Raw genomic sequence first — 20,906 nt, forward strand, 5'->3', positions numbered from 1 at the left:
CCCATGGTCAGTCCGCAGTCCGTTGCCTTTGTTCCCGCCGATGCGGCTGCGCCGACCATGGCGCCCAGGCATCAGGCGCCCCTGGGCCAACTGCTTCTGGAAGACGGCGCCGTCGATCCCGGCAACCTGCTGAAGGCAAGCGTCATGCGCGGGCGGCAGGACAGCCGCCTGGGCCAGATCCTTCTGTCGCAAGGCTGGGTCACGCCCGAGGCGCTGTTGCGCGCGCTGTGCCGGCAATGGCGCACGACCGCGCTCGACCCCGCCCGGACGCCCGGCGATCCCCGGCTGATCGACGCCTTGGGGACGGAATTCTGTCTGACCAATGCCATCCTGCCCTGGCGTCGCATCGGCGGCGTGACCTGGATCGCCACGGCCCGGCCGGAGGCCTTCGCGGCGCTGATCCCGTCCTTTCCCGAAAGCTTCGGCCAAGTCCGCATGCTTCTGTGCAGCGAGGATCAGATCCAGGCCGCCATCCTGGCCGTCCGCCGCATCGCCATGATCCGCCAGGCCGAGACGCGCGTTCCCGCAGCCGAATCCTGCCGCTCCCGCAACGAGGCGCGCACCGGGCGGATCGCCATGGGGCTGATGGCGGCCCTGGCCCTGGGGCTTTGGCTCGTCCCGGTGTTCGTCCTGTCGGCGCTGACCCTGTGGGCCACCGCATCGCTGGTCGCGCAAAGCGGGTTGAAGCTTGCGGCGCTGATCGCCAGCCGCCGGACCGAGGCCGAGGGCCGCGCCCTGGCCGAAGATGTGGCCCAAGGTCGGCGTGCCAGGACGGAAATGACCGGCCCGCTGCCCGTGATCTCGGTCATGGTGCCGCTGTTTCGCGAAAGCGATGTCGCGGGGAAGCTGGTGGGCCGCCTGTCGCGGCTGGATTATCCGCGCGAACTGACCGACATCCTTCTGGTGATCGAGGCCAGCGACCAGGTGACCCGCAACGCCATCCAGGGCGCCCGTCTGCCCGGCTGGATCCGCGTGGTCGAGGTGCCGAACGGTCCCGTCCAGACCAAGCCACGGGCGCTGAACTATGCGCTGAACTTCTGCCGGGGCGCGATCATCGGCGTCTGGGACGCCGAGGACCGGCCCGATCCCGACCAGTTGCACAAGGTCGCACGCCGCTTCCATTTCGCGCCCGACGACGTGGCCTGCCTGCAGGGCGCGCTTGATTACTACAACCCGCGCACCAATTGGCTGGCGCGCTGCTTCACCATCGAATACGCGGCCTGGTTCCGGGTGATCCTGCCCGGCGTCGCGCGGCTTGGCCTGGTCGTGCCCCTGGGCGGCACGACGCTGTTCTTCCGCCGCGACGCGCTGGAACAGGTGGGCGCCTGGGATGCCTGGAACGTGACCGAGGATGCCGACCTGGGCGTGCGCCTGGCCCGCCGCGGCTGGCGGACCGAGATCATCGACACCACCACGGATGAGGAGGCCAACTGCCGCGCCCTGCCCTGGATCAAGCAGCGGTCCCGCTGGCTCAAGGGTTATGCGATGACCTGGGGCGTACACATGCGCGACCCGCGCGCGCTGTGGCGCGAGCTGGGGCCCTGGCGGTTCCTGGGCTTCCAGATCCAGTTCCTGGGCAGCCTGTCGCAATATCTTCTGGCCCCCATCCTGTGGAGCTTCTGGCTGCTGAGCCTGGGCCTGCCGCATCCCCTGCGCGAACCCATGGCCGGGGTCTGGGGCGGCTATGCGATCCCCGCCCTGTTTGGCACCTTCGTGGCGTCGGAATTGCTGTCCATCGGCGTGGGCATGTGGGCCGTGCGCGCCGACAAGCACCGCCACCTGATGGCTTGGGTGCCCAGCCTGCACCTGTATTTCCCGCTGGGCTGCCTGGCAGGCTGGAAGGCGATCTATGAGGTGGTCGTGAAGCCCTTCTATTGGGACAAGACCGCGCATGGCATCTATGACGCAGCCGATGCGGCGGTCGTGGCGGATGGCACGGTATCGGTGCCCCTGCTGGGCCAGATCGGCGAACGCCGGGATGCCGCCTTGCCGGGGGAACCGGCAGCCGCAGCCGCGCTGGAGGCCCCCGCCCTGCCGATGCGCAAAAGCGCCTAGGCCAAGGGCGCGCCCGAAGCCACCGGAAGGGCCGCGTCGATCAGGGCGGCCGCCTGGGCGCAGGAATGGCGCAGGCGGTCGGCCAGTTCGGGGACCGATCCCGCGCCGGCTTCCCGCAACAGGAATTCCTGCCCGCCCAGGCCTATGTCCTCCATGTCCAGCGGCTTGGCCGTCAGCAACCGCCCCGAGGCGTGAAGACGCCACAGGAACCGCCAGATCGACCCCAGCCGGTCGGCATCCGCAGCCGCGATCAGTCCGGCCCGCCGTCCCGCCCGCAACTGCGCCAGCGTTCCCCGTGCCGGATCCCCCGTGCGCAGCGCCAGGGATTGCGCCAGCAAGTCGATGTCCTGCAGGCGCCCGGGTCCGGTCTTCGCCTCCCACGCGCCATCCATGGGCTTGGCCGCGAAGATCCGTTCGCGCATGTCCGCGAGATCAGGCATGACCCGCGAATCGCTGCCCCGCCGCCGCAGCACCGACAGGCGCAAGGCCTCGACATCATGGTCCAGTTCCTCGGCACCCTTGCCAGCCCAGGCGACGACGCGGGCGCGGGTCAGGGCCAGGTGTTCCCAGGTCCAGGCCTCGGTCATCTGATAGCTTTCGAAGCTCTGGATTGCGGTCGCCACCGGCCCCTGCCGCCCCGAGGGGCGCAGCCGCATGTCCACCTCGTAAAGCCGCCCTTCGGCGGTCGGGGCCGAGGCGGCGGTGATCATGGCCTGCGTCAGCCGCGCGTAATAAGGACGCGCCGCCAAGGGACGCGGCCCCTCCGATGCGTCGGCGCCGTCCGCGTCATAGATCACGATCAGATCCAGGTCGGACCCGGCATTCAACGTCCGTGCGCCCAGCGACCCCATGCCCAGCACCACCGCCCCCCGGCCCGGCGGCGCGCCATGCTTGCGGGCGAAATCGGCGGCGGTGACGGGAAACAGCGCGGCGATGCAGGCATCGGCAATGTCGGCGTATTGGCCCGCCGCCTCGTCCGCGTCGACCAGGCCGCGCAGGTGATGGACGCCCACGCGGAAATGCCATTCATGCGCCCATCGGCGGGCACTGTCCAAGGCCGCCTCGTACCCGCCGCCGGGACCGTTCAGCGCCGCCTGCAGCACACGGTCCAGATCGGCGCGCAACCCCCGGGCGCCGGGCCAGGCCGAAAAGAAGCTGCCGCCCAGCACCGCATCCAGCACCGCCGAATGGCGCGTCAGATAGGCGGCAAGGCCCGGCGCGCTGCCGCAGATATCGACCAGCAGGTCGATCAACTGGGGATTGGCCTCGAACAGGGCAAAGATCTGCACCCCGGCAGGCAGGGCCGACAGGAACCCGTCGAACCGGGACAGCGCCTCGTCGGGATGGCCGGTCCTGGCCATGCGGGAAAGAAGTTCCGGCTCGACCCGCCGGAAGATCTGCTGTGCGCGGGCCGACCGCAGCGCCGGATAGGTTTGCCATCGGTCGATGATCGCCTGCGATTCGGCCGAGATGGACGGACGCTGCACAGTCTCGCCCGGTGCGAAGAAGCTTTCCGTCAGGTCATGCACATGTTCCAGCCGCCCGCGCAGCCGGACGGACCAGGCATCGGCATCCGCCTGTCCCATCATGGCGGCGATCAGGGCGATTCCGGCCCCGTCCTTGGGCAGGGAATGGGTCTGGGCGTCGTTCACCATCTGGATGCGGTGTTCGATGTCGCGATGCTGGCGATAATGATCGGTCAGGTCCCGCGCGACATCCGCCGGGATCCAGCCCTTGTCCGCAAGGGCCGCCAACCCGCCCACCGTGTCGCGGCACCGCAGGTCGGGGTCGCGCCCACCCGCGATCAACTGGCGGGTCTGGGTGAAGAATTCGATCTCGCGGATGCCGCCCCGGCCCAGCTTCATGTTGTGGCCGGGGATCTCCAGCCGTCCGCCCAGGCCCTTGTGGTCGCGGATGCGCAGGCGCATGTCATGCGCGTCCTGGATGGCGGCGAAATCCAGGTGCTTGCGCCAGACGAAGGGGCGCAGTTCGCGCAGGAAGCGTTCGCCCGCCGCGATGTCGCCTGCCGCCGCCCGCGCCTTGATGAAGGCCGCGCGTTCCCAGGTGCGGCCCTCGGCCTCGTAATAGGCAAGCGCCGCGGCGGCCGACATACAGACCGGTGTAACCGCCGCATCGGGCCGCAGCCGCAGGTCGGTGCGGAAGACATAGCCATGTTCGGTCACGTCGGACAGCATCGTCGCCATCTTGCGCGTGGCGCGGATCAGCGCCGCCCGCGCCTCCTGCTGGTCGCCGTCCGCATAGGCCGCATCGTCGAACAGCACGATCAGGTCGATGTCGGAACTGTAGTTCAGTTCGCGCGCCCCGCCCTTGCCCATCGACAGGGCAAAGACGCCGCCGGCGGGGGCGTCCGTTTCGGGCAGCTTGCCCCGGCGCCGTTCCTGGGCGACCTGGGCGCGCAGGGCCAGATCGACGGCCCGGTCGGCCAGATCGGACAAGGCGCCCGTCACCTGTTCCAGCGTCCAGACGCCGCCCAGGTCGGCCAAGGCGGCCAGAAGCGCGACCCGCCGCTTGGCCCGGCGCAGGGCCACCGCCAGATCGTCGGCCGACAGGTCGTCGAAGCCCGCCGTTTCGCGTGCGACCACATCGTCGTGATCCAGGGCGGCGGGCAGCCAGTCGGCCTCTTTCTGCAAAAGCCCCGCCAGATAGGGGCTGCACCCGGCGGCACCGCCGATCAGCGCGGTCAGGGCGGGGTCCAGCGCGGGAAGCCGGGCAAGGACATGCCGGGCACGGTCGGGATCGGCGACAAGGGGATGACGGGTGATGCGGGCGGCGAAATCCATGGGCGGCAGACTAGCCAAAGACCCTGCCCCGTCAACGCCGGCCGATGGATCACTTCAAGGTTTAACCCTTTCCCGGCTTGGCGGGTGATGCAATCGTTGTTAGGCTTTCGCGCAAATCAACTGTTGGGCATACGGATCCTTTTTGGCGCATGATCAGTTCTGCAACGACAATCCGCCATAAGGGCCTGCGCTGATGCGTCATACCCTGCCCCATGCGCCGCAATTCTATGTGACGGCACCGCAGCCTTGCCCCTATCTGCATGGCCGTGCCGAACGCAAGCTGTTCACTGCGCTGCATGGCGACAATGCGTCCGACCTGAACAACGCCCTGTCCCGCCAGGGCTTCCGCCGGTCGCAGAACGTGCTGTATCGGCCCAGCTGCGAAAGCTGCGTGGCCTGCATGTCGGCGCGCATCCGGGTGGCGGATTTCCAGCCGTCGCGCACGCAGCGCCGGCTGATGCGGCGCAATGCCGGGCTGCGCCGGCTGGCGACAAGCGCCTGGGCCACGGAAGAACAGTTCGAGCTGTTCCGCCGTTACCTGGACAGCCGCCACGCCGATGGTGGCATGGCCGACATGGACATCTTCGAATTCGCCGCCATGATCGAGGAAACGCCGGTCAAGACGCGGGTGATCGAATACCGCTGCAGCGGCGACCAGCCGGAACGGCTGGCGCCCGGCGACGACTTCCTGGCCGCCGTCTGCCTGACCGACGTCCTGGATGATGGCCTCAGCCTGGTCTACAGCTTCTATCATCCCGTCCTGCAACCGGCGAGCCTGGGGACATACCTGATCCTGGATCACATCGAGATCGCGCGGGCGGCGAAGCTGCCCTATATCTATCTGGGCTATTGGGTGCCGGGCAGCCGCAAGATGGACTACAAGGCCAAGTTCTCGGCCTTGGAGATCTACAAGGGCGGGGTCTGGCAGAACATCGGCAATCCCGAGGATCATTCGAACGAGGCCCACCCCTTGTCCGTCGATCCCATTGTGGAACAGGTCGCCCGGATCGCGCTGCCGCAATTTGATCGCTGATCCGCGAAAGAAAATTACAAATTTAGTGTGAACCGCGCCATTTTATCCGCGCCACCCCATTGACCCTGATCGCCTGCCTCCATAGTTTGCGCCGACTCGCGGGCGGGTTTGGCCGCGTGTGAACAGGATGGAGGAAGGCATGTCCCGAACGATGACGGGTGCAAGAATGGTTGTCGAGGCGCTGCGCGATCAGGGCGTCGACACGGTATTCGGCTATCCGGGCGGGGCGGTGCTACCCATCTATGACGAACTGTTCCAGCAGAACGACATCACCCATGTCCTGGTCCGCCACGAACAGGGCGCGGTCCACATGGCCGAAGGCTATGCCCGGTCCACGGGCAAGCCGGGGGTCGTGCTGGTCACCTCGGGACCGGGCGCCACGAATGCCGTCACCGGGCTGACCGACGCGCTGCTGGATTCGATCCCGCTGGTCGTGCTGTCGGGCCAGGTTCCCACCTTCATGATCGGCACCGACGGCTTCCAGGAGGCCGATACGGTCGGCATTACGCGGCCCTGCACAAAGCACAACTGGCTGGTCAAGGACACGGAAAAGCTGGCCGAGACGATCCACAAGGCCTTCCAGGTCGCGACCTCGGGTCGCCCCGGTCCGGTTCTGGTCGATATCCCCAAGGACGTGCAATTCGCCAGCGGCACCTATGTCGCGCCGAAGCAGGTCGAGCCGGGCCGTTACCAGCCGGTGCGCAAGGGCGACATCCAGGCCATTACCCGGCTGGTCGAACTGATGGAAGGCGCGGAACGCCCGATCCTTTACACCGGCGGCGGCGTCATCAATTCCGGTCCCGGCGCCAGCCAGTTGCTGCGCGAACTGGCGGATGCCACGGGCTTTCCGGTCACCTCGACCCTGATGGGGCTTGGCGCCTATCCGGCGTCGGGCAAGAACTGGCTGGGAATGCTGGGGATGCACGGGCTGTACGAGGCCAATTTGGCGATGCATGGCTGCGACCTGATGATCAACATCGGCGCGCGTTTCGACGACCGCATCACCGGACGCATCGCCGATTTCAGCCCCCATTCGATCAAGGCCCATATCGACATCGACCCTTCCAGCATCAACAAGGTGGTGCGGGTGGACATCCCCATCGTCGGCGATGTGGGCCACGTTCTGGAAGATCTGCTGAAGGTCTGGAAATCGCGCGGCCGCAAGGTCAACAGCGCGGCCCTGCGCGACTGGTGGCAGACGATCGAGGGCTGGAAGGCCAAGAACTGCCTGTCCTATCGGAACAGCGACACGCTGATCAAGCCGCAATACGCGCTTGAACGGCTGGAGGCGCTGACCAAGGGCCGCGACCGATACATCACGACCGAGGTCGGCCAGCACCAGATGTGGGCCGCGCAATACCTGCATTTCGAGGGGCCGAATCGCTGGATGACCTCGGGCGGGCTGGGGACGATGGGCTATGGCCTTCCGGCCAGCATCGGCGTGCAGATGGCCCACCCGGATGCCCTGGTCATCAACGTCGCGGGCGATGCAAGCTGGCTGATGAACATGCAGGAAATGGGCACCGCCGTTCAGTTCCGCCTGCCGGTCAAGCAGTTCATCCTGAACAATGAACGCCTTGGCATGGTCCGCCAGTGGCAGCAATTGCTGCATGGCGAACGCTACAGCCAAAGCTGGTCGGACAGCCTGCCGGACTTCGTCAAGCTGGCCGAGGCTTTCGGCTGCAAGGGCGCCGTGGTCAAGGATCCCAAGGATCTGGACGACGCGATCCAGCAGATGCTGGATTACGACGGCCCGTTCATCCTGGATGTCCTGGTCGAGAAGCACGAGAACTGCTTCCCCATGATCCCGTCCGGCAAGCCGCATAACGAGATGCTTCTGGGTGAGGCCGCGACCTTTGGCGTCATCGAATCGGAAGGCGCGGTTCTGGTCTGACCCATGCGTGGGGGCGGTGCCCCCACACCCCCCGGATATTTCTGCACAGAAGATGAAGGCAGAGCCATGAACGCTTTGAACATCCAGAAGGGCGCGTCGAGCCATTCGGCCTATGACCTGCGCGACCCGAATTCCCAGGTCGAGGAAAGCCATACCCTGGCCGTCCTGGTCGAGAACGAGCCAGGCGTGCTGGCCCGCGTGATCGGGCTGTTTTCCGGGCGCGGCTACAACATCGACAGCCTGACAGTGGCCGAGGTGGACCACACCGGACATCGGTCGCGCATCACGCTGGTGACGCGCGGCACGCCTGCGGTGATCGCCCAGGTCAAGGCGCAGTTGGGCCGGATCGTGCCGGTGCACGAGGTTCACGACCTGACGGTCGAAGGTCCGGCGGTGGAACGGGAACTGGGATTGTTCAAGGTGCGCGGCCAGGGCGAGAAGCGGGTCGAGGCGCTGCGCATCGCGGAAATCTTCCGCGCCAATGTCGTCGATTCGACGCTGGAAAGCTTTGTCTTCGAACTGGTCGGAACGCCGACCAAGCTGGATGCATTCGCGGACCTGATGCGGCCGCTTGGGCTTGTCGATCTGGCGCGCACCGGGGTCGCCGCCCTGTCGCGCGGGGTCTGAGGTCAGGTCAGCGGGCGGCTGCGACCCGAAGCTCTGGCTCGGGGATCAGCCGCTCTCTCGGCTCGGACGCCGGGGAAACGGATACGACGCGCAGATGCGATTCGGCCGGGGTGGCCGTGGCCCGCAGCATCCCGGGCAGATGCGCGAATTCCTGTTCGGAAAGCAGATCGACCTTGCGGGCGTTGCGCAGCGCGCCGACGATCTCGCTTTCCAGTTCGACCAGATCGCCGGGCTGCGGCCACCGGGCGGCATGGACAAGGTTTTCACGGCCCTGCAGATAAGCAAGGGAAGCATGATCCTCGCACCAGATCACTGCCTTCTCGCGTTCTGCGCTACTCCATACGACTACACCGATCATTCCGACACTCCAAACGCGAGTCAGTGGACAGCGCGTCAACCCGAACCAGTGATTGCACTTTATGTGCATGGTAATAACTACAAAAGCAGAAATCCGCCGGGCGCTTACCTTTTTTTGACGAATTCCCGGCAAGTTTTCGCCTTCAAGGTTGTTCGCGTGATATTTATGCAATAACGCGCTGATATTTGGCCTTGTTTTTTGCCCAATTTCTTTATGGCCAGCATGCATATCATGCAAAATTTAAATATCGGCCGTATTTCCGTGACCTTTTTGCCACTGCTGTCACAGTTTACGTCAACGTATCCGGCCACTTTGCACATCCGCAACCGCTTGGCGCACCTGGGCCAGGCGGGCGGCCCGTGACGGATGGGTGCCCAGGACGTGATCGCCCGGATCCGGAATGCGCTCGAAGAAACGCGAGCCGTTGATGGGATCAAACCCTGCATTCAGGGTCATGATCGCACCCAGATAGTCGGCTTGCAGTTCCCAGTCGCGGGAATAGTAACGCGACCCGACCGATGCCCCGATTCGCTGCGCCGCCTCGATGGCATCGGGATTGTTGCCATAGACCGAGGCGATGCTGCCGAGAATCACCGCCCCCGCCGCAGCCGCGCCCGCCTTGCGGTCCAGGTGGTTGAGGACGTGATGGGCGGCCTCATGCCCCACGACGAATGCGATCTCGTCGCCGTTACGGGTCTGGGCGATCAGTGACAGGGTAAAGCCGATGATCGGACGGCCGGTGGCGTCGATGGTCTGGAAGGCGTTGGCTTCCTGGCCCGGCCGGTCGTCCACCACGAACTGGAAGTCGCAATTGATGGGCTGCGTGCGCCTTTGCAGGCATTCGCGTTCCACCGCCGGCTCCATCCGGCGCATCACCGACACGAACATGCGGGCCGCGGATTGCGGCGTTCCGTCATTGGTCAGGACCGGCGCGGGCTGGGCCGCGCCGTAAGGCCCGGTAGCAGGCGTCGGCACCTGATCCACCGGCACCGGGGCGCAGGCCGCGATTCCCAGAACCCCCGCACACAGAGCCGCCGTGACCTGCTTCATTCTCCGCCCCTTGCCCGATGCCGCGCCTTGCCTTGGCGCGATCGTTACGCTTCGCTGGCCTGATCCTAGCGGGTCGCGAAAACCCGTGCAAACCCTGCCCGCTTGTCCAGGGCCGCACATCACGCGAATGTCGGCTTGAAACAAGGAGACGACGATGTTCACCATCGAGCATGATTTCGACGCAACCGTCATCACCCTGATCGACGAGGTCGATCCCGATACCGGCCCCTTGAACGAGGATGTGGTGATCCTGTCCTTCGACGACCGCGTCGTCCTGGAACAGATCGGCCCGGACGAGGAGGTGGTGCGCATCACCCTGTCGATGCATCAACTGACCGAATTGCGGCTGGCGCTGAACCTGCCCGAAGGCAACTATCGAATCGAACGGGGCTAGCTTGCGCCATCCGCCGCTTTGCGAAAGAACGGCCGGAAAAGGAGACTGACATGTCCTATCGCAACGATGCCGCGGTGGATTTCCTGGCGACCCGCCGGTCGCACCCACCCAAGATGCTGCGCGCCCCAGGCCCCGACCGGCCCGAGATCCTGCGCCTTCTGACGCTGGCCGCCCGCACGCCCGATCACGGCAAGCTGGAACCATGGCGCTTCGTTGTGCTGGAACGCGCGGCCCTGGACCGGCTGGCGCCGATCCTTCGAGATCGGGTGCTGGCCACGGGCCAGGATCAGGCGGTGGCGGACAAGGCCGCCTCGGCTTTCGATTCGCCGGTCATCGTGGCGGTGGTTTCGACGCCGGTGGCGAGCGAGAAGGTGCCCGGATGGGAGCAGTTCCTGTCGGCGGGCGCGGTCTGCCTGGGGCTTGTCAATGCGGCGCTCGCCTCGGGCTGGGGGGCAGCCTGGCTGACGGGTCCGGCGGTCCTGGACGAAACCTTCGGGCGCAGCCACCTGGGCCTGTCCGAGGATGAGCGCATCGTGGGCCTGGTGCATCTGGGCAGCCGGGGCGAGACCCCGCCCGAACGGCCCCGCCCCGATGTCGCGGCCAAGACGACCTGGCTCGAATGACGGTCTTTCGGGCGCTGATCCTGGCTTGGCTGGATCTGCTGCGGCCCCGCATCCTGCGGCTGGCGCTGATGGGGATCGCGCTGACGATTCTGTTGTTCGTGGCGCTGCAGTCGGCTGTCTTCTGGGCGCTTCGCAGCTTCGTGCCGGGCAACCTGACCCTGCCCTGGATCGGGTCATGGGATGTCGGGTCCGCCCTGTCCTGGGGGTCGCTGGCGCTGTTCCCCTTGATGGGGTTCTTCCTGATGGCCCCGGTCGCGGCGGGCTTTGCGGGCCTGTTTGCAGAACGCGTGGCCGAGGTGGTCGAGGAGATGCATTATCCCACCCGCCAGGGGGCGGGACTGGATTTCATGGACGGGCTGCTGGAATCAATCGCGGTCGTGCTGGCCGTGCTGGGGGTGGCGATCCTGTCGCTGTTCCTGACGCCCTTCCTGGGTCCGCTGGCGCCCTTACTGCTGTTTGGCGCAAATGGCTGGCTGCTGGGGCGGGAATTCTTCCAGATGGCGGCGCGCCGTCACCTGGACGAACCGCAGGCCACGGCCCTGCGCAAGGCCAATGCGGGCCGCGTGACGCTTGCCGGGGTGCTGGTCGCGGTGGCCCTGGCGATCCCGTTCGTGAACATCGCGGTGCCGCTGCTGGCGGCAGCGGCCTTCACGCATCTGTTCCACCTGATCAGCGGAACATCCGGTCAAGGTTCGCGATATCCCCGCGGGTGATGAAGCCCCCCAGGATGACAAAGGCGATCGCGGCCCAGATCACCGCAGAAATGGCCGTGGTCCAGATCAGCTTGCGCTTCAGGCGCAGGTCGGCCGGGGCGCCCGCGGGGGTGCCTGGCACGACTTCTCCGGCGTCCTGCTGGCTTTGCTGACCGACCAGGATCACGATGAACAGGGTCAGGAACCACAGGACGGCGTAAAGGACGATTCCCCCGGTGAGGTTCATCAGACTTGCTCCAGTTCGATCAGGCAGCCGTTGAAATCCTTGGGATGCAGGAACAGGACCGGCTTGCCATGGGCGCCGATCTTGGGCTCGCCGTTGCCAAGGACACGCGCGCCTTCGGCCTTCAGCCGGTCGCGGGCGGCCAGGATGTCATCCACCTCGAAGCACATGTGATGGATGCCCCCCGACGGGTTCTTGTCCAAAAACCCCTTGATCGGGCTGTCGTCGCCCAAGGGATACAGCAGTTCCACCTTGGTGTTGGGCAGTTCGATGAACACCACCGTCACCCCGTGGTCGGGTTCGTCCTGGGGCGCGCCGACCTTGGCCCCCAGCGTGTCGGCATACTGGGCCGAGGCCGCGGCCAGGTCGGGCACCGCGATGGCGACGTGGTTCAGGCGTCCGATCATGACTTCCTCCTGTTTTGGGTGGTTCTAGGGGTTTCGCGACCGGGGTGAAAGGAAAACCCTGCGGCCGTTAACCGCTTCTTAGCGAATCGGCGGCTAACTGGGGCAAGCACAACAGGAAAAACCGGCATGCAGAACGACATCGCCCCCGCCTCGGTCGAGGCATTGCCCATGTGGCGTCTTTCGATGCCCAACCGCCCGCTGGCCGGGCTGACCGTTCTTGTGGTCGAGGATTCGCGCTTCGCAAGCGAGGCTGTGCGCCTTTTGTGCCTGCGATCGGGCGCGCGGATCCGGCGGGCCGATTGCCTGCGGTCCGCCGCCCGGCATCTGCAGACCTATCGCCCCGCGGTGGTGATCGTCGATCTGGGCCTTCCCGATGGCGACGGCGCGGACCTGATCCGGCAGGTGGCCAGCACCGAACCCAGGGTGCCGGTGCTTCTGGGCATTTCGGGCGACCCCGATCTGGCCGATGCGGCCCTGGCGGCGGGCGCGGACGGCTTCCTGCCCAAGCCCATCGAAAGCCTGGCCGTCTTTCAGCAGACCATCCTGGCGGCCATGCCCGCTGAAATGCGCGGCCACGGCCTGCGACTTCTGCCGGACGAGGTGATCCAGCCCGACCCCTCTGGCCTGCGGGACGACCTGGCCCATGTGGCCGAGATCCTGGCCACTGCGCAGGATACGGCAGCGGTCGATTACATCGCCCATTTCCTTGCGGGCATTGCACGGTCGGCGCATGACCCCGTGCTCGAGGCTGCGGCCACGGCCCTGGCGCGCGACCATGATGCGGGACATGCACTGGCCAGCGATCTGGCGCGGATCAGCGGACTGGTGCAGGAACGCCTGGCCCAGGTCGCCAGCATGTGACGAAGCGCCGTCGCCTCGGCAGGGGTTCCCATGTCGGGTCGAGCCAGCGCCGGCCAGGCCGGATCCTTGCGGCAAGGCTATGGGTTTACAGCCGTTCCTGCCGCGATCATTCCAGGATGCGGGGATTTTCACCCATGTCGAGACCGGGAAAGACGCTGCGTTCCAGAACATCCCGCGGAATGTCGAACAGATCGCGCATCGCCCAGGCGGCATGGGCGCGGATATCGCGCAAGGGCATCAGGTCGCGCCCCGCATAAAGATCGCCTTCCGCCAGCCCCGGCCAGCCGCCGATCGCCCGGCCGCCGCGGATGTTCCCCCCCGCCACCAGCATCGCCCCGCCGGTGCCGTGATCGGTCCCCCCAGTGCCGTTTTCCCGCACGGTGCGGCCAAATTCCGTCATGGCCAGCACGGTCGTCCGTGACCAGTTCGCCCCAAGATCGGCACGCAGGGTCAGGATCGCGGTGCCAAGCCGCTGCAAGGCGCGGTCGATGACCGGTCCCTGTCGCGCATGACTGTCCCAGCCCGAAATCGAAAAGCTGGCGATCCGCGTTTCCCTGTTCAGGCGATCCGCCGTGAACCGCGCCAGCGCCTGGGCATCGCGGGCCGGCCCCTCGGCGGGTTCGATGCGGGCCAGGTCATCGTTGATGATCTCGATCGCCTGTTCGCCGGCCGGTCGGAACAAGGGGTCGTCGTGCCAGACATGGGCCAGCAACCGCTGGCCCTGCGCGCTCAGCTTGAAGCGGGTCTGGGGCGACCAGCTTTTCGCCGGGGCCGCGCCGTCCAGGATCCGCATGTCCTCAAGGCCCACGGAATAGGCGGTTTCCGATTGCACGCCCGGCATGGTCTGCAACAACCGGTTCAGCCAGCCGTCGCGCTGGCTTCTGGTCTCGACATCGGTGCCGGTCCCCGCCTCCAGCATGTCCTGGCCGTCGAAGTGGCTGCGCTTGTCGCGATAGGGCGTGGACACCGCAGGCGCGAAGGCCAGTTCCCCCGCACGCCACAGCGGCATCAAGGGCGCCAGGGACGGATGCAGCGCGAAAAACCCGTCCAGATCCTGCGCCCCCTTGTCGGGCCCCGCCGACAGCGTCTTGCGCAATTGGCGCAGCTCCGGGTCGCCATAAGGCTGGAACACGTCCAGGCCGTCCATGGCCCCGCGCAGGATGATGACGACCAGCCGGTTCTCGCCCGGCGCGGCGGCGAAGGTCATCGACGACAGCATGGGATGCGCGGCGGCCGAACAGCCGATCAGCGCCGTGGATTTCAGAAACAGGCGTCGTGACAGCATCGCGTCATCTCCGGTTGAAATCGGGCGAGGCGAGGATCAGGGCCAATCCCTCGGCCGGGCTTTCCGCGCGCGGCACCGCCCAGCGAAGCGCGTCCGACGCGGTATCCCCAAGCGCCGCCTGCAGGAAGTCGCGCGGATCGGGAAGGTCCGGGCGCAGCTTCGGCAACAGGCGCATGGCCCAGTCGATCCGCCCCGCCAGCCCCTGCGCCGTGGCCCAGGCCAAGGCATCCTCGGGCCAGCCGTCCGGCCCGCGCGGTGCGCCCCATCGTTGTCCCATGATGAACATGCCCGACAGCAACCGGTTCTGAAGCGCCTGCTGGTCCAGCGCGATGACATCCTGGTGCCGAAAGCCGCAGCCCCGCAGCGCCGCCACGACAAAGTCGAAGGGCTGGCGAACCTTCTGGCGAAAGCAGTCGCGCAGCTCCGGCGCCTCGGCCAGGGTCAGGTAAAGCGTGGGCAGATCGCCCTTCGTGCTGCGGAACACCTGCGCCAGCCGCCTGACAAGGCTGTCGGGCGGATTGTCGGACACGAAATGGACGGCAAGCTTGCGCGCGATATGGCGGGCGGTGGCGTCGTGTCTTGCCAGATCCTCGATCACCTGCCGGATGGCGCCCTGCCCCTCGCCCCGCACATAGGTCTTTCCAAGCACCTGAAAGGGGCCGGGTTCTGCCCAGTTCCCGTTGAAGGTGCTGGCCTGGTCGATAGTGGGCCTGAAGGTCAGCCCCGTCAGAAGCAGGGCAAGCTGGCGCACGTCGCGTTGGTGATAGCCCGCCCCGGCACCCAGGCTGTGAAGCTCGATCATCTCTCGCGCAAGGTTTTCGTTGACACCGCGCCCGCGCTTGCCAGCCTGCGAATTGGGCCCGGCCGAGAGGGTCTGGTCCAGATACATGATCATCCGGGGGTGGGTTTCGGCGGTGAACATCATGTCCGCGAACCCGGACATCAGATGCGGCCGGATCGCCTCGTCCACGAAGGCCGCGGCGGCCGGGGCGTCGAACAGGTTGGCGTTCGATACGGTAAAGTGATCCGCCCAGAACTGCACCAGCCTTTCGCCAAAACCCGCCACATCGCCGACGGCGCGGGCGATCCTGACCTGGGGCGCGCGCAGGCCGAGGATGCGAACCTCGTCGCGCAGGGACTTCAGTTGCGCCTCCTTGTCGGGGGCGTCCGATTGGTTCAGCTCCGCCAGGCGGATACGATAGGGCAGATGATCCCGCGCCAGCGAAAAGGCGTCGCGGTCGGGCGCGGCAGAGGCCACCGCCTCGACCAGGGCCGCGGCATCGGCCGGCGGACGGGTCAGCGGCGACAGTCCATAGCCCAGCCGGATCGCGGCAAGTTCGGGATATGCCGGCATTCGCGCCCCCTTGCAGAACGGGGGCGATCCCCCGCCCCGAACCTAGGGGCGGGTGTCGGCATTGTCAGATCACTCTTTCGGCAGGACGCGCAGGCGCAGGTCGCGCAACTGTTCGTTGGTGGGTTCCGAAGGGGCGCCCATCATCAGGTCCTCGGCCCGCTGGTTCATCGGGAACATGATGACCTGGCGGATGTTCACCTCGTCGGCCAGCAGCATCACGATCCGGTCGATGCCGGCCGCGCAGCCCCCGTGCGGCGGCGCGCCATAGCGGAAGGCCTTGACCATGCCGCCGAAGCGCTTTTCGACCTCGGATGCCGGATAGCCCGCCAGTTCGAAGGCCTTGAACATGATCTCGGGCTTGTGGTTGCGGATCGCGCCGGAAATCAGTTCATAGCCGTTGCACGCCAGGTCGTACTGATAGCCCTTCACTTGCAACGGATCGCCGTTCAGCGCGTCCAGCCCACCCTGCGGCATCGAGAACGGGTTGTGGCTGAAGTCGATCCTGCCGTCGTCGGTCTTCTCGTACATCGGGAAATCGACGATCCAGGCGAACTTGAACTGGTTTTCCTGGGTCAGGCCAAGCTCGCGCCCGATCTCGTTGCGGGCGCGGCCCGCGACGGCTTCGAACTGTTCGGGCTTGCCGCCCAGGAAGAAGACGGCGTCGCCCTCGTTCAGGCGAAGCTGCTGCCGGATCGCCTCGGTCGGCTCGGCGCCAAGCGCCTTGGCGATGGGACCTGCGGCCTCGGTCGAGCCGTCCTCGGCCTTCCGCCAGAAGATATAGCCCATGCCCGGCAACCCCTCGCGCTGCGCGAAGGCGTTCATGCGGTCGGCGAACTTGCGGCTGCCGCCGGTGGGCGCGGGGATGGCGCGGACCTCGGTCCCTTCCTGTTCAAGCAGCTTGGCGAAGATGCCGAAGCCGGAACCGCGGAAATGGTCGGAAACCACCTGCATCTCGATCGGGTTGCGCAGGTCGGGCTTGTCGCTGCCGTATTTCAGCAGGGCCTCGGCATAAGGAATGCGCGGCCAGTTGGCATCGACGGGGCGGCCGCCCCCGAATTCTTCGAACAGGCCCTGGATCACGGGCTGGATCGCGGCAAAGACATCCTCCTGGTCCACGAAGGACATCTCGAGGTCAAGCTGGTAGAAGTCGGTCGGGCTGCGGTCGGCGCGCGGATCCTCGTCGCGGAAGCAGGGGGCGATCTGGAAATACTTGTCGAAGCCCGCGACCATGATCAGCTGCTTGAACTGCTGGGGGGCCTGCGGCAGGGCATAGAACTTGCCCGGATGCAGGCGCGAGGGCACCAGGAAGTCGCGCGCCCCTTCGGGCGAGGATGCCGTGATGATCGGGGTCTGGAATTCCGTGAAGCCCTGGTCCCACATGCGGTTGCGGATCGACCGGATCACCTGCGACCGCAGCATGATGTTGTTGTGCAGCGACTCGCGCCGCAGGTCCAGGAAGCGGTATGCCAGCCGCGTTTCCTCGGGGTATTCCTGGTCGCCGAAGACCGGCAGCGGCAGTTCGTCCGAAGGGCCCAGAACCTCAAGCTCGGTCGCATAGACCTCGATCTCGCCGGTGGGCAGCTTGGGGTTGACCAGGGACGCGTCGCGCAGCTTCACGCGGCCGTCGATGCGGATCACGGTTTCGGCGCGCAGCTTGTCCATCGCAGCGAAGGCCGGGCTGTCGCTGTCGGCCAGCACCTGGGTCATCCCGTAATGGTCGCGCAGATCGACGAACAGCACGCCCCCGTGGTCGCGGACCCGATGGACCCAGCCTGACAGGCGGACGGTTTCCCCTGCATGGGCGGCGGTCAGATCGCCGCAGGTATGGCTGCGATAGGCGTGCATGGTCGTTCCCCGAATAATCCGCCCTGCATCAAGCGTGGCGGGGGCGGGAAGTCAACCGGTCAGAACGGCCGCACCACGTTGCCGCTGTAGAAATAGACGCCCATGCCCACCGCGAACAGGATGTTGCCCGCGACCGCGTGCAGCACCCAGGCCGAGGGGAAGCCGTGGCGCAGATAGGCACGGGCGAAGAACCAGCCGCCCAAGAAGGTCAGGATCGCCACGATCCAGGACCAGTACATCAGATGGGCAAAGGAAAAGACCGCGGCGTTCAGCGCGATGGCCGCCCGCCCCTGGGGAAGGATGGCGGCGTAGCGATGGAAGAACAGCGGGCGGAAGATCAGTTCCTGCGGCAGCGCCGACAGAAACGGATAGAACAGCCAGATCGCCGCCAGACGCTCGGGCCAGGCGCGGGCCATCGCGAACAACGCGCCGGGTCGGGTCTGCCACAGGATCAGCGCGCCCGCGGCCAGCGTGATCAGCGCGATGCCCAAGATTTCGGCCCAGGGAAGGCGGCGCCAGCCACGCACCAGGGACCGCCATCTGAAGCTTCCGGTCAGCCACAACAGGCCCATGCCGACCATGCTGAACACCGCAAGCGCGCGGAACAGCAGATGGGGTGGCATGAACAGCGCAATGGCCAGCGGCGCCCCGATATAGAGCGCCGCGAACTCGACCCACAGCCGCGCGCGCGGCCTTACCGCGTCAGGCGCGTCTGCAACCATCGCACCCAATCCGCGCGGCTGCCCGCAAAGGCGTTGAGGTCGGTATTGCCCCGGATGCCCGGCACGATCCCGGTGCCGGTATATTGCCAGAAGGCCCAACGCTGGCCGGGATAGGGAACGCTGGGATGGTTGGCGACGGAACGCAGCCAGAATTCCGCCCGCATGTCGCCCAGCCGGTTGTCGCGATAGAAATCGACCGTGGTATAGATGATCGGGCGCTGCCCGTAATGGCGGCCGACGATGTCCATGAAGATGGACGCCTGCTGCTTGACCTCGGCTGGCGAGGGCCGATAGGGGCAGGTCCGCGAATTGGTCCATTCAAGGTCGATGACCGGCGGAAGCGAGCCGATCTCTCGCGGGACCTGGCGGATGAACCAGGCGGCCTGTTCCGCCCCGCTGCGGCAGAAGTAATAGTAGTGATAGGCACCGCGCGGGATGCGGGCCTGCGCGGCTTCCCTCCAATAACGGTGGAAGTTCGGGTCGTAGTGATCGCCCCCTTCGGTCGCCTTGATGAAGGCGAAGCTGATTCCCGCGTTGCGGACACGGTTCCAGTCGATGTCGCCCTGCCAGCGGGACACGTCGATGCCATGGACCGCGTGGCCATAGGGGCCGCGACCGCCCCAGTCATGCGGGGCTGAATCGCCCAGTTGCGGATTGGCCCCCGGTCCCGGTGCGGGCCGGTATCCGCCGCGTTCCGGCGTGCGCGAACAAGCGACCGCCAGCACCAACATCAGCCCCATCAATATCTTGGTAAAATACCGCATCCTGCCCCTTCGATCTTGCGATGAGCGTTTGGCACGCCCTTGGGGTCGCTTATCGCAAGATCGTGAGGCAAAGTCACCGGGCCGTGACGGTCACGAGTGCGTCAGTCAGTTCGCCTGCTCGGGGGCATCCTGGGTTGCAGGGGCAACGTCTTCCGTCGCGGGGGCAGCTTCGGTGCCGCGAACCTCTCCTTCCTCGGGTTCCGGCAGGCCCTCGGGCGAAACCACGGGCGGCGCGGTGCCGTCGGTGCCCTCGGCATTGGTGATCGGCGTGTCGGCAGGGGGCGGGGTCGTGGCTATCCCTTCGTTCTGGTCGTCCATGCCCGGCCGGAACACCAGGAAGGCCAGAAAGGCGGCGATCAGGACAATGGCAAGGGCGGTCAGCGCAGGCACATGGCGGCGGGCCGAACGCTGCGGGTTGTTGTCATTATGGGACATGGGGTTTTCTCCGATGGCTTGACAAGGAAACTGCCGAAGGTTGGCCTAGTTCCTGTCCGGCACCAGCTTTCCGGGGTTGAGGATGCCGCGGGGATCCAGCGCCGCCTTGATCTGGCCCATCAGGTGCCAGCCCTCGCCATGCTGGGCCTGCATCAGGCCGCGCTTGCCCAGGCCCACGCCATGTTCGCCGCTGATCGTGCCGCCGACCGCAAGGGCGCGTTCGGCCATGCGGGTGGCGATGCGCTTGGCCGCCGCGACCTCGTCGGCATTGGCGGGATCGACCAGCAGAAGCGAATGGAAATTGCCGTCGCCCACATGGCCCAGGATCGGACCGATCAGGCCTTCGGCCGCGATATCCTCGGCTGCCGCATGGACGGCGGCGGGCAGGTGCGACATCGGCACGCAGACATCCGTGATCAACCCCGAGGCGCCGGGCCGCAAGGCCAGACACGCGTGATAGGCCCCGTGCCGCATCCGCCACAACCGGGCGCGATCCTCGGCCGAGGTGGCCCAGTCGAAGCCCTGGGCACCGAACTCGGCCGCGATTTCCCCAAAGCGGGCGGCGTCCTCGCGCACGGCGCCGGGGCTGCCGTGGAATTCGATCATCAGATGCGGCTGTTCCGGCAGGCTGCTGCCCGAATGCAGGTTGAAGGCCCGCGCGCTTGCCGCATCGACGAATTCGATCCGCGCCATGGGAATGCCCGACTGGATGGTCGCGCTGACGCATTCCACCGCATGATCCAGGCTGTCGAAGGCGCAGACTGCGGCGGCCACCTCCTCGGGCTGGCCGTGCAGGCGCAGGGTCAGTTCGGTGATGACGCCCAGCGTCCCTTCGGATCCGACGAACAGCCCGGTCAGGTCGTAACCCGCGCTGGATTTCGCCGCCCGCGTGCCGGTGCGGATGATCCGCCCGTCGGCCAGCACCACCTGCAAGGCCAGCACGTTGTCGCGCATCGTGCCGTATCGCACGGCCGTTGTCCCGCTTGCCCGGGTCGCGGCCATCCCGCCCAGGCTGGCATTGGCGCCGGGATCGACCGGAAAGAACAACCCCGTCGCGCGCAGTTCCGTGTTCAGCGCCTCTCGGGTGACACCCGGCTGGACGCTGGCCTGCATGTCCTCGGCCCGGATCTCGACCACCTTGTCCATGCGCGACAGGTCCAGGCTGATGCCCCCGCCCACCGGCAAGGCATGCCCTTCCAGCGAGGTGCCAGTCCCCCAGGCCACCACCGGGACGCCCGCCTCGTTGCAGGCGGACAGGATCGCCGACACTTCCTCGGCGCTGTCGGGCCAAGCCACGGCATCGGGTGGCGGCGAACGGTGAAAGCTTTCGGATTGCGCGTGATGGTCACGGTCCGCCGCCGTCTCGGACAGACGTGTTCCCAAGATGCCACGCAGACGGTCGGAAAGGGGGTTGGGCAGGCTCATGGTCATTTCCCTGGTTGATGCGGGCAGGTTAGCCTTG

General features: G+C 66.6%; 20 protein-coding genes. 8 read left to right on the forward strand and 12 right to left on the reverse strand.

All coding sequences use genetic code 11. The features are described 5' to 3' along the window. Positions 1 to 3 precede the first annotated feature (3 nt). The gene (locus tag CK944_RS10165) at positions 4 to 2,055 is read left to right on the forward strand and encodes a glycosyltransferase (RefSeq protein WP_103172955.1); all 2,052 of its coding nucleotides are present in this window, start codon (positions 4 to 6) and stop codon (positions 2,053 to 2,055) included. On the opposite strand, the gene CK944_RS10170 is transcribed toward CK944_RS10165, so the two are convergent. Then, entirely contained in the window at positions 2,052 to 4,856 is a 2,805-nt protein-coding gene (locus tag CK944_RS10170; protein ID WP_103172956.1) for a glutamine-synthetase adenylyltransferase, read from the reverse strand. The two genes, CK944_RS10165 and CK944_RS10170, sit on opposite strands and share 4 nt — an antisense overlap. 193 nt (positions 4,857 to 5,049) lie before the next feature. Between CK944_RS10170 and CK944_RS10175 the strand changes: the two genes are divergently transcribed. The 3 genes from CK944_RS10175 to ilvN all read left to right on the forward strand — a co-directional run bounded on the left by CK944_RS10175 (position 5,050) and on the right by ilvN (position 8,410). Then, positions 5,050 to 5,889, forward strand: coding sequence for an arginyltransferase (locus CK944_RS10175; RefSeq protein ID WP_103172957.1), 840 nt, complete (start codon positions 5,050 to 5,052; stop codon positions 5,887 to 5,889). 139 nt (positions 5,890 to 6,028) lie between these two features. Beyond that, entirely contained in the window at positions 6,029 to 7,783 is a 1,755-nt protein-coding gene (locus tag CK944_RS10180) for an acetolactate synthase 3 large subunit (protein ID WP_370463861.1), read from the forward strand. Positions 7,784 to 7,849: 66 nt separating this feature from the next. Beyond that, positions 7,850 to 8,410, forward strand: coding sequence for an acetolactate synthase small subunit (gene ilvN, locus CK944_RS10185; RefSeq protein WP_103172959.1), 561 nt, complete (start codon positions 7,850 to 7,852; stop codon positions 8,408 to 8,410). Positions 8,411 to 8,417: 7 nt separating this feature from the next. Here the strand turns inward: ilvN and CK944_RS10190 are convergent, their stop codons facing one another. Both CK944_RS10190 and CK944_RS10195 read right to left on the reverse strand, forming a co-directional pair. Continuing rightward, a complete protein-coding gene (locus CK944_RS10190; protein WP_103172960.1) occupies positions 8,418 to 8,768 on the reverse strand; it encodes a hypothetical protein in 351 nt (116 codons plus the stop codon). Positions 8,769 to 9,062: 294 nt separating this feature from the next. After that, positions 9,063 to 9,818 (reverse strand): M48 family metallopeptidase, encoded by a 756-nt coding sequence (locus tag CK944_RS10195; protein WP_103172961.1) that lies wholly within the window; start codon positions 9,816 to 9,818, stop codon positions 9,063 to 9,065. Positions 9,819 to 9,972: 154 nt separating this feature from the next. Here CK944_RS10195 and CK944_RS10200 point away from each other — a divergent pair, with 154 nt between their 5' ends. Genes CK944_RS10200 through CK944_RS10210 form a run of 3 tightly spaced genes read left to right on the forward strand, consistent with a single transcriptional unit; the run spans position 9,973 to position 11,548 of the window. Next, a complete protein-coding gene (locus tag CK944_RS10200; protein ID WP_103172962.1) occupies positions 9,973 to 10,212 on the forward strand; it encodes a hypothetical protein in 240 nt (79 codons plus the stop codon). A 50-nt stretch (positions 10,213 to 10,262) separates the two neighbouring features. Further along, on the forward strand, positions 10,263 to 10,835 hold the full coding sequence (locus tag CK944_RS10205; RefSeq protein ID WP_103172963.1) for a nitroreductase: 573 nt from the start codon (positions 10,263 to 10,265) through the stop codon (positions 10,833 to 10,835). Continuing rightward, positions 10,832 to 11,548, forward strand: coding sequence for an EI24 domain-containing protein (locus tag CK944_RS10210; RefSeq protein ID WP_103172964.1), 717 nt, complete (start codon positions 10,832 to 10,834; stop codon positions 11,546 to 11,548). The genes CK944_RS10205 and CK944_RS10210 overlap by 4 nt, the downstream gene beginning before the upstream one ends. Here CK944_RS10210 and CK944_RS10215 read toward each other — a convergent pair. Both CK944_RS10215 and mce read right to left on the reverse strand, forming a co-directional pair. Further along, on the reverse strand, positions 11,505 to 11,774 hold the full coding sequence (locus tag CK944_RS10215) for a DUF1467 family protein (RefSeq protein WP_103172965.1): 270 nt from the start codon (positions 11,772 to 11,774) through the stop codon (positions 11,505 to 11,507). The two genes, CK944_RS10210 and CK944_RS10215, sit on opposite strands and share 44 nt — an antisense overlap. Next, complete coding sequence (gene mce / locus CK944_RS10220) at positions 11,774 to 12,178, reverse strand: methylmalonyl-CoA epimerase (RefSeq protein ID WP_103172966.1); 405 nt, start codon at positions 12,176 to 12,178, stop codon at positions 11,774 to 11,776. Before mce ends, CK944_RS10215 begins: the two co-directional genes overlap by 1 nt. A gap of 126 nt (positions 12,179 to 12,304) precedes the next feature. On the opposite strand from mce, the gene CK944_RS10225 reads away from it, so the two are divergent. Beyond that, positions 12,305 to 13,039, forward strand: a complete 735-nt coding sequence (locus CK944_RS10225; protein ID WP_370463860.1) for a response regulator — start codon at positions 12,305 to 12,307, stop codon at positions 13,037 to 13,039. A gap of 106 nt (positions 13,040 to 13,145) precedes the next feature. On the opposite strand, the gene CK944_RS10230 is transcribed toward CK944_RS10225, so the two are convergent. The 7 genes from CK944_RS10230 to CK944_RS10260 form a co-directional block, all read right to left on the reverse strand. Then, on the reverse strand, positions 13,146 to 14,324 hold the full coding sequence (locus CK944_RS10230; protein ID WP_103172967.1) for a DUF1501 domain-containing protein: 1,179 nt from the start codon (positions 14,322 to 14,324) through the stop codon (positions 13,146 to 13,148). A gap of 4 nt (positions 14,325 to 14,328) precedes the next feature. Continuing rightward, positions 14,329 to 15,678, reverse strand: a complete 1,350-nt coding sequence (locus CK944_RS10235) for a DUF1800 family protein (RefSeq protein ID WP_103172968.1) — start codon at positions 15,676 to 15,678, stop codon at positions 14,329 to 14,331. Positions 15,679 to 15,747: 69 nt separating this feature from the next. Further along, positions 15,748 to 17,523 carry an aspartate--tRNA ligase gene (gene aspS, locus CK944_RS10240; protein WP_103172969.1) on the reverse strand — a complete coding sequence of 592 codons (1,776 nt, stop codon included), beginning with the start codon at positions 17,521 to 17,523 and terminating at the stop codon, positions 15,748 to 15,750. 59 nt (positions 17,524 to 17,582) lie between these two features. Beyond that, on the reverse strand, positions 17,583 to 18,245 hold the full coding sequence (locus tag CK944_RS10245) for a type II CAAX prenyl endopeptidase Rce1 family protein (protein ID WP_103172970.1): 663 nt from the start codon (positions 18,243 to 18,245) through the stop codon (positions 17,583 to 17,585). Beyond that, on the reverse strand, positions 18,218 to 19,009 hold the full coding sequence (locus tag CK944_RS10250; protein ID WP_103172971.1) for a GH25 family lysozyme: 792 nt from the start codon (positions 19,007 to 19,009) through the stop codon (positions 18,218 to 18,220). The genes CK944_RS10245 and CK944_RS10250 overlap by 28 nt, the downstream gene beginning before the upstream one ends. Positions 19,010 to 19,114: 105 nt before the next feature. Further along, a complete protein-coding gene (locus CK944_RS10255; protein ID WP_103172972.1) occupies positions 19,115 to 19,444 on the reverse strand; it encodes a hypothetical protein in 330 nt (109 codons plus the stop codon). Between the two features lie 45 nt (positions 19,445 to 19,489). Continuing rightward, a complete protein-coding gene (locus CK944_RS10260) occupies positions 19,490 to 20,869 on the reverse strand; it encodes an FAD-binding oxidoreductase (protein ID WP_103172973.1) in 1,380 nt (459 codons plus the stop codon). Positions 20,870 to 20,906 lie beyond the last annotated feature (37 nt).

Source organism: Paracoccus sp. SY (genome assembly GCF_002901215.1).
Taxonomy (GTDB): Bacteria; Pseudomonadota; Alphaproteobacteria; order Rhodobacterales; family Rhodobacteraceae; genus Paracoccus; species Paracoccus acridae.

Coding starts and splice junctions, on each gene's coding strand:
- CK944_RS10175 (WP_103172957.1), top strand. CDS start 5,050: ATGCGTCATACCCTGCCCCATGCGCCGCAATTCTATGTGACGGCACCG.
- CK944_RS10210 (WP_103172964.1), top strand. CDS start 10,832: ATGACGGTCTTTCGGGCGCTGATCCTGGCTTGGCTGGATCTGCTGCGG.
- CK944_RS10245 (WP_103172970.1), bottom strand. CDS start 18,245: ATGGTTGCAGACGCGCCTGACGCGGTAAGGCCGCGCGCGCGGCTGTGG.
- mce (WP_103172966.1), bottom strand. CDS start 12,178: ATGATCGGACGCCTGAACCACGTCGCCATCGCGGTGCCCGACCTGGCC.
- aspS (WP_103172969.1), bottom strand. CDS start 17,523: ATGCACGCCTATCGCAGCCATACCTGCGGCGATCTGACCGCCGCCCAT.
- CK944_RS10260 (WP_103172973.1), bottom strand. CDS start 20,869: ATGAGCCTGCCCAACCCCCTTTCCGACCGTCTGCGTGGCATCTTGGGA.
- CK944_RS10200 (WP_103172962.1), top strand. CDS start 9,973: ATGTTCACCATCGAGCATGATTTCGACGCAACCGTCATCACCCTGATC.
- CK944_RS10165 (WP_103172955.1), top strand. CDS start 4: ATGGTCAGTCCGCAGTCCGTTGCCTTTGTTCCCGCCGATGCGGCTGCG.
- CK944_RS10215 (WP_103172965.1), bottom strand. CDS start 11,774: ATGAACCTCACCGGGGGAATCGTCCTTTACGCCGTCCTGTGGTTCCTG.
- CK944_RS10225 (WP_370463860.1), top strand. CDS start 12,305: ATGCAGAACGACATCGCCCCCGCCTCGGTCGAGGCATTGCCCATGTGG.
- CK944_RS10190 (WP_103172960.1), bottom strand. CDS start 8,768: ATGATCGGTGTAGTCGTATGGAGTAGCGCAGAACGCGAGAAGGCAGTG.
- CK944_RS10250 (WP_103172971.1), bottom strand. CDS start 19,009: ATGCGGTATTTTACCAAGATATTGATGGGGCTGATGTTGGTGCTGGCG.
- CK944_RS10230 (WP_103172967.1), bottom strand. CDS start 14,324: ATGCTGTCACGACGCCTGTTTCTGAAATCCACGGCGCTGATCGGCTGT.
- CK944_RS10255 (WP_103172972.1), bottom strand. CDS start 19,444: ATGTCCCATAATGACAACAACCCGCAGCGTTCGGCCCGCCGCCATGTG.
- CK944_RS10235 (WP_103172968.1), bottom strand. CDS start 15,678: ATGCCGGCATATCCCGAACTTGCCGCGATCCGGCTGGGCTATGGACTG.
- CK944_RS10170 (WP_103172956.1), bottom strand. CDS start 4,856: ATGGATTTCGCCGCCCGCATCACCCGTCATCCCCTTGTCGCCGATCCC.
- CK944_RS10205 (WP_103172963.1), top strand. CDS start 10,263: ATGTCCTATCGCAACGATGCCGCGGTGGATTTCCTGGCGACCCGCCGG.
- ilvN (WP_103172959.1), top strand. CDS start 7,850: ATGAACGCTTTGAACATCCAGAAGGGCGCGTCGAGCCATTCGGCCTAT.
- CK944_RS10195 (WP_103172961.1), bottom strand. CDS start 9,818: ATGAAGCAGGTCACGGCGGCTCTGTGTGCGGGGGTTCTGGGAATCGCG.
- CK944_RS10180 (WP_370463861.1), top strand. CDS start 6,029: ATGTCCCGAACGATGACGGGTGCAAGAATGGTTGTCGAGGCGCTGCGC.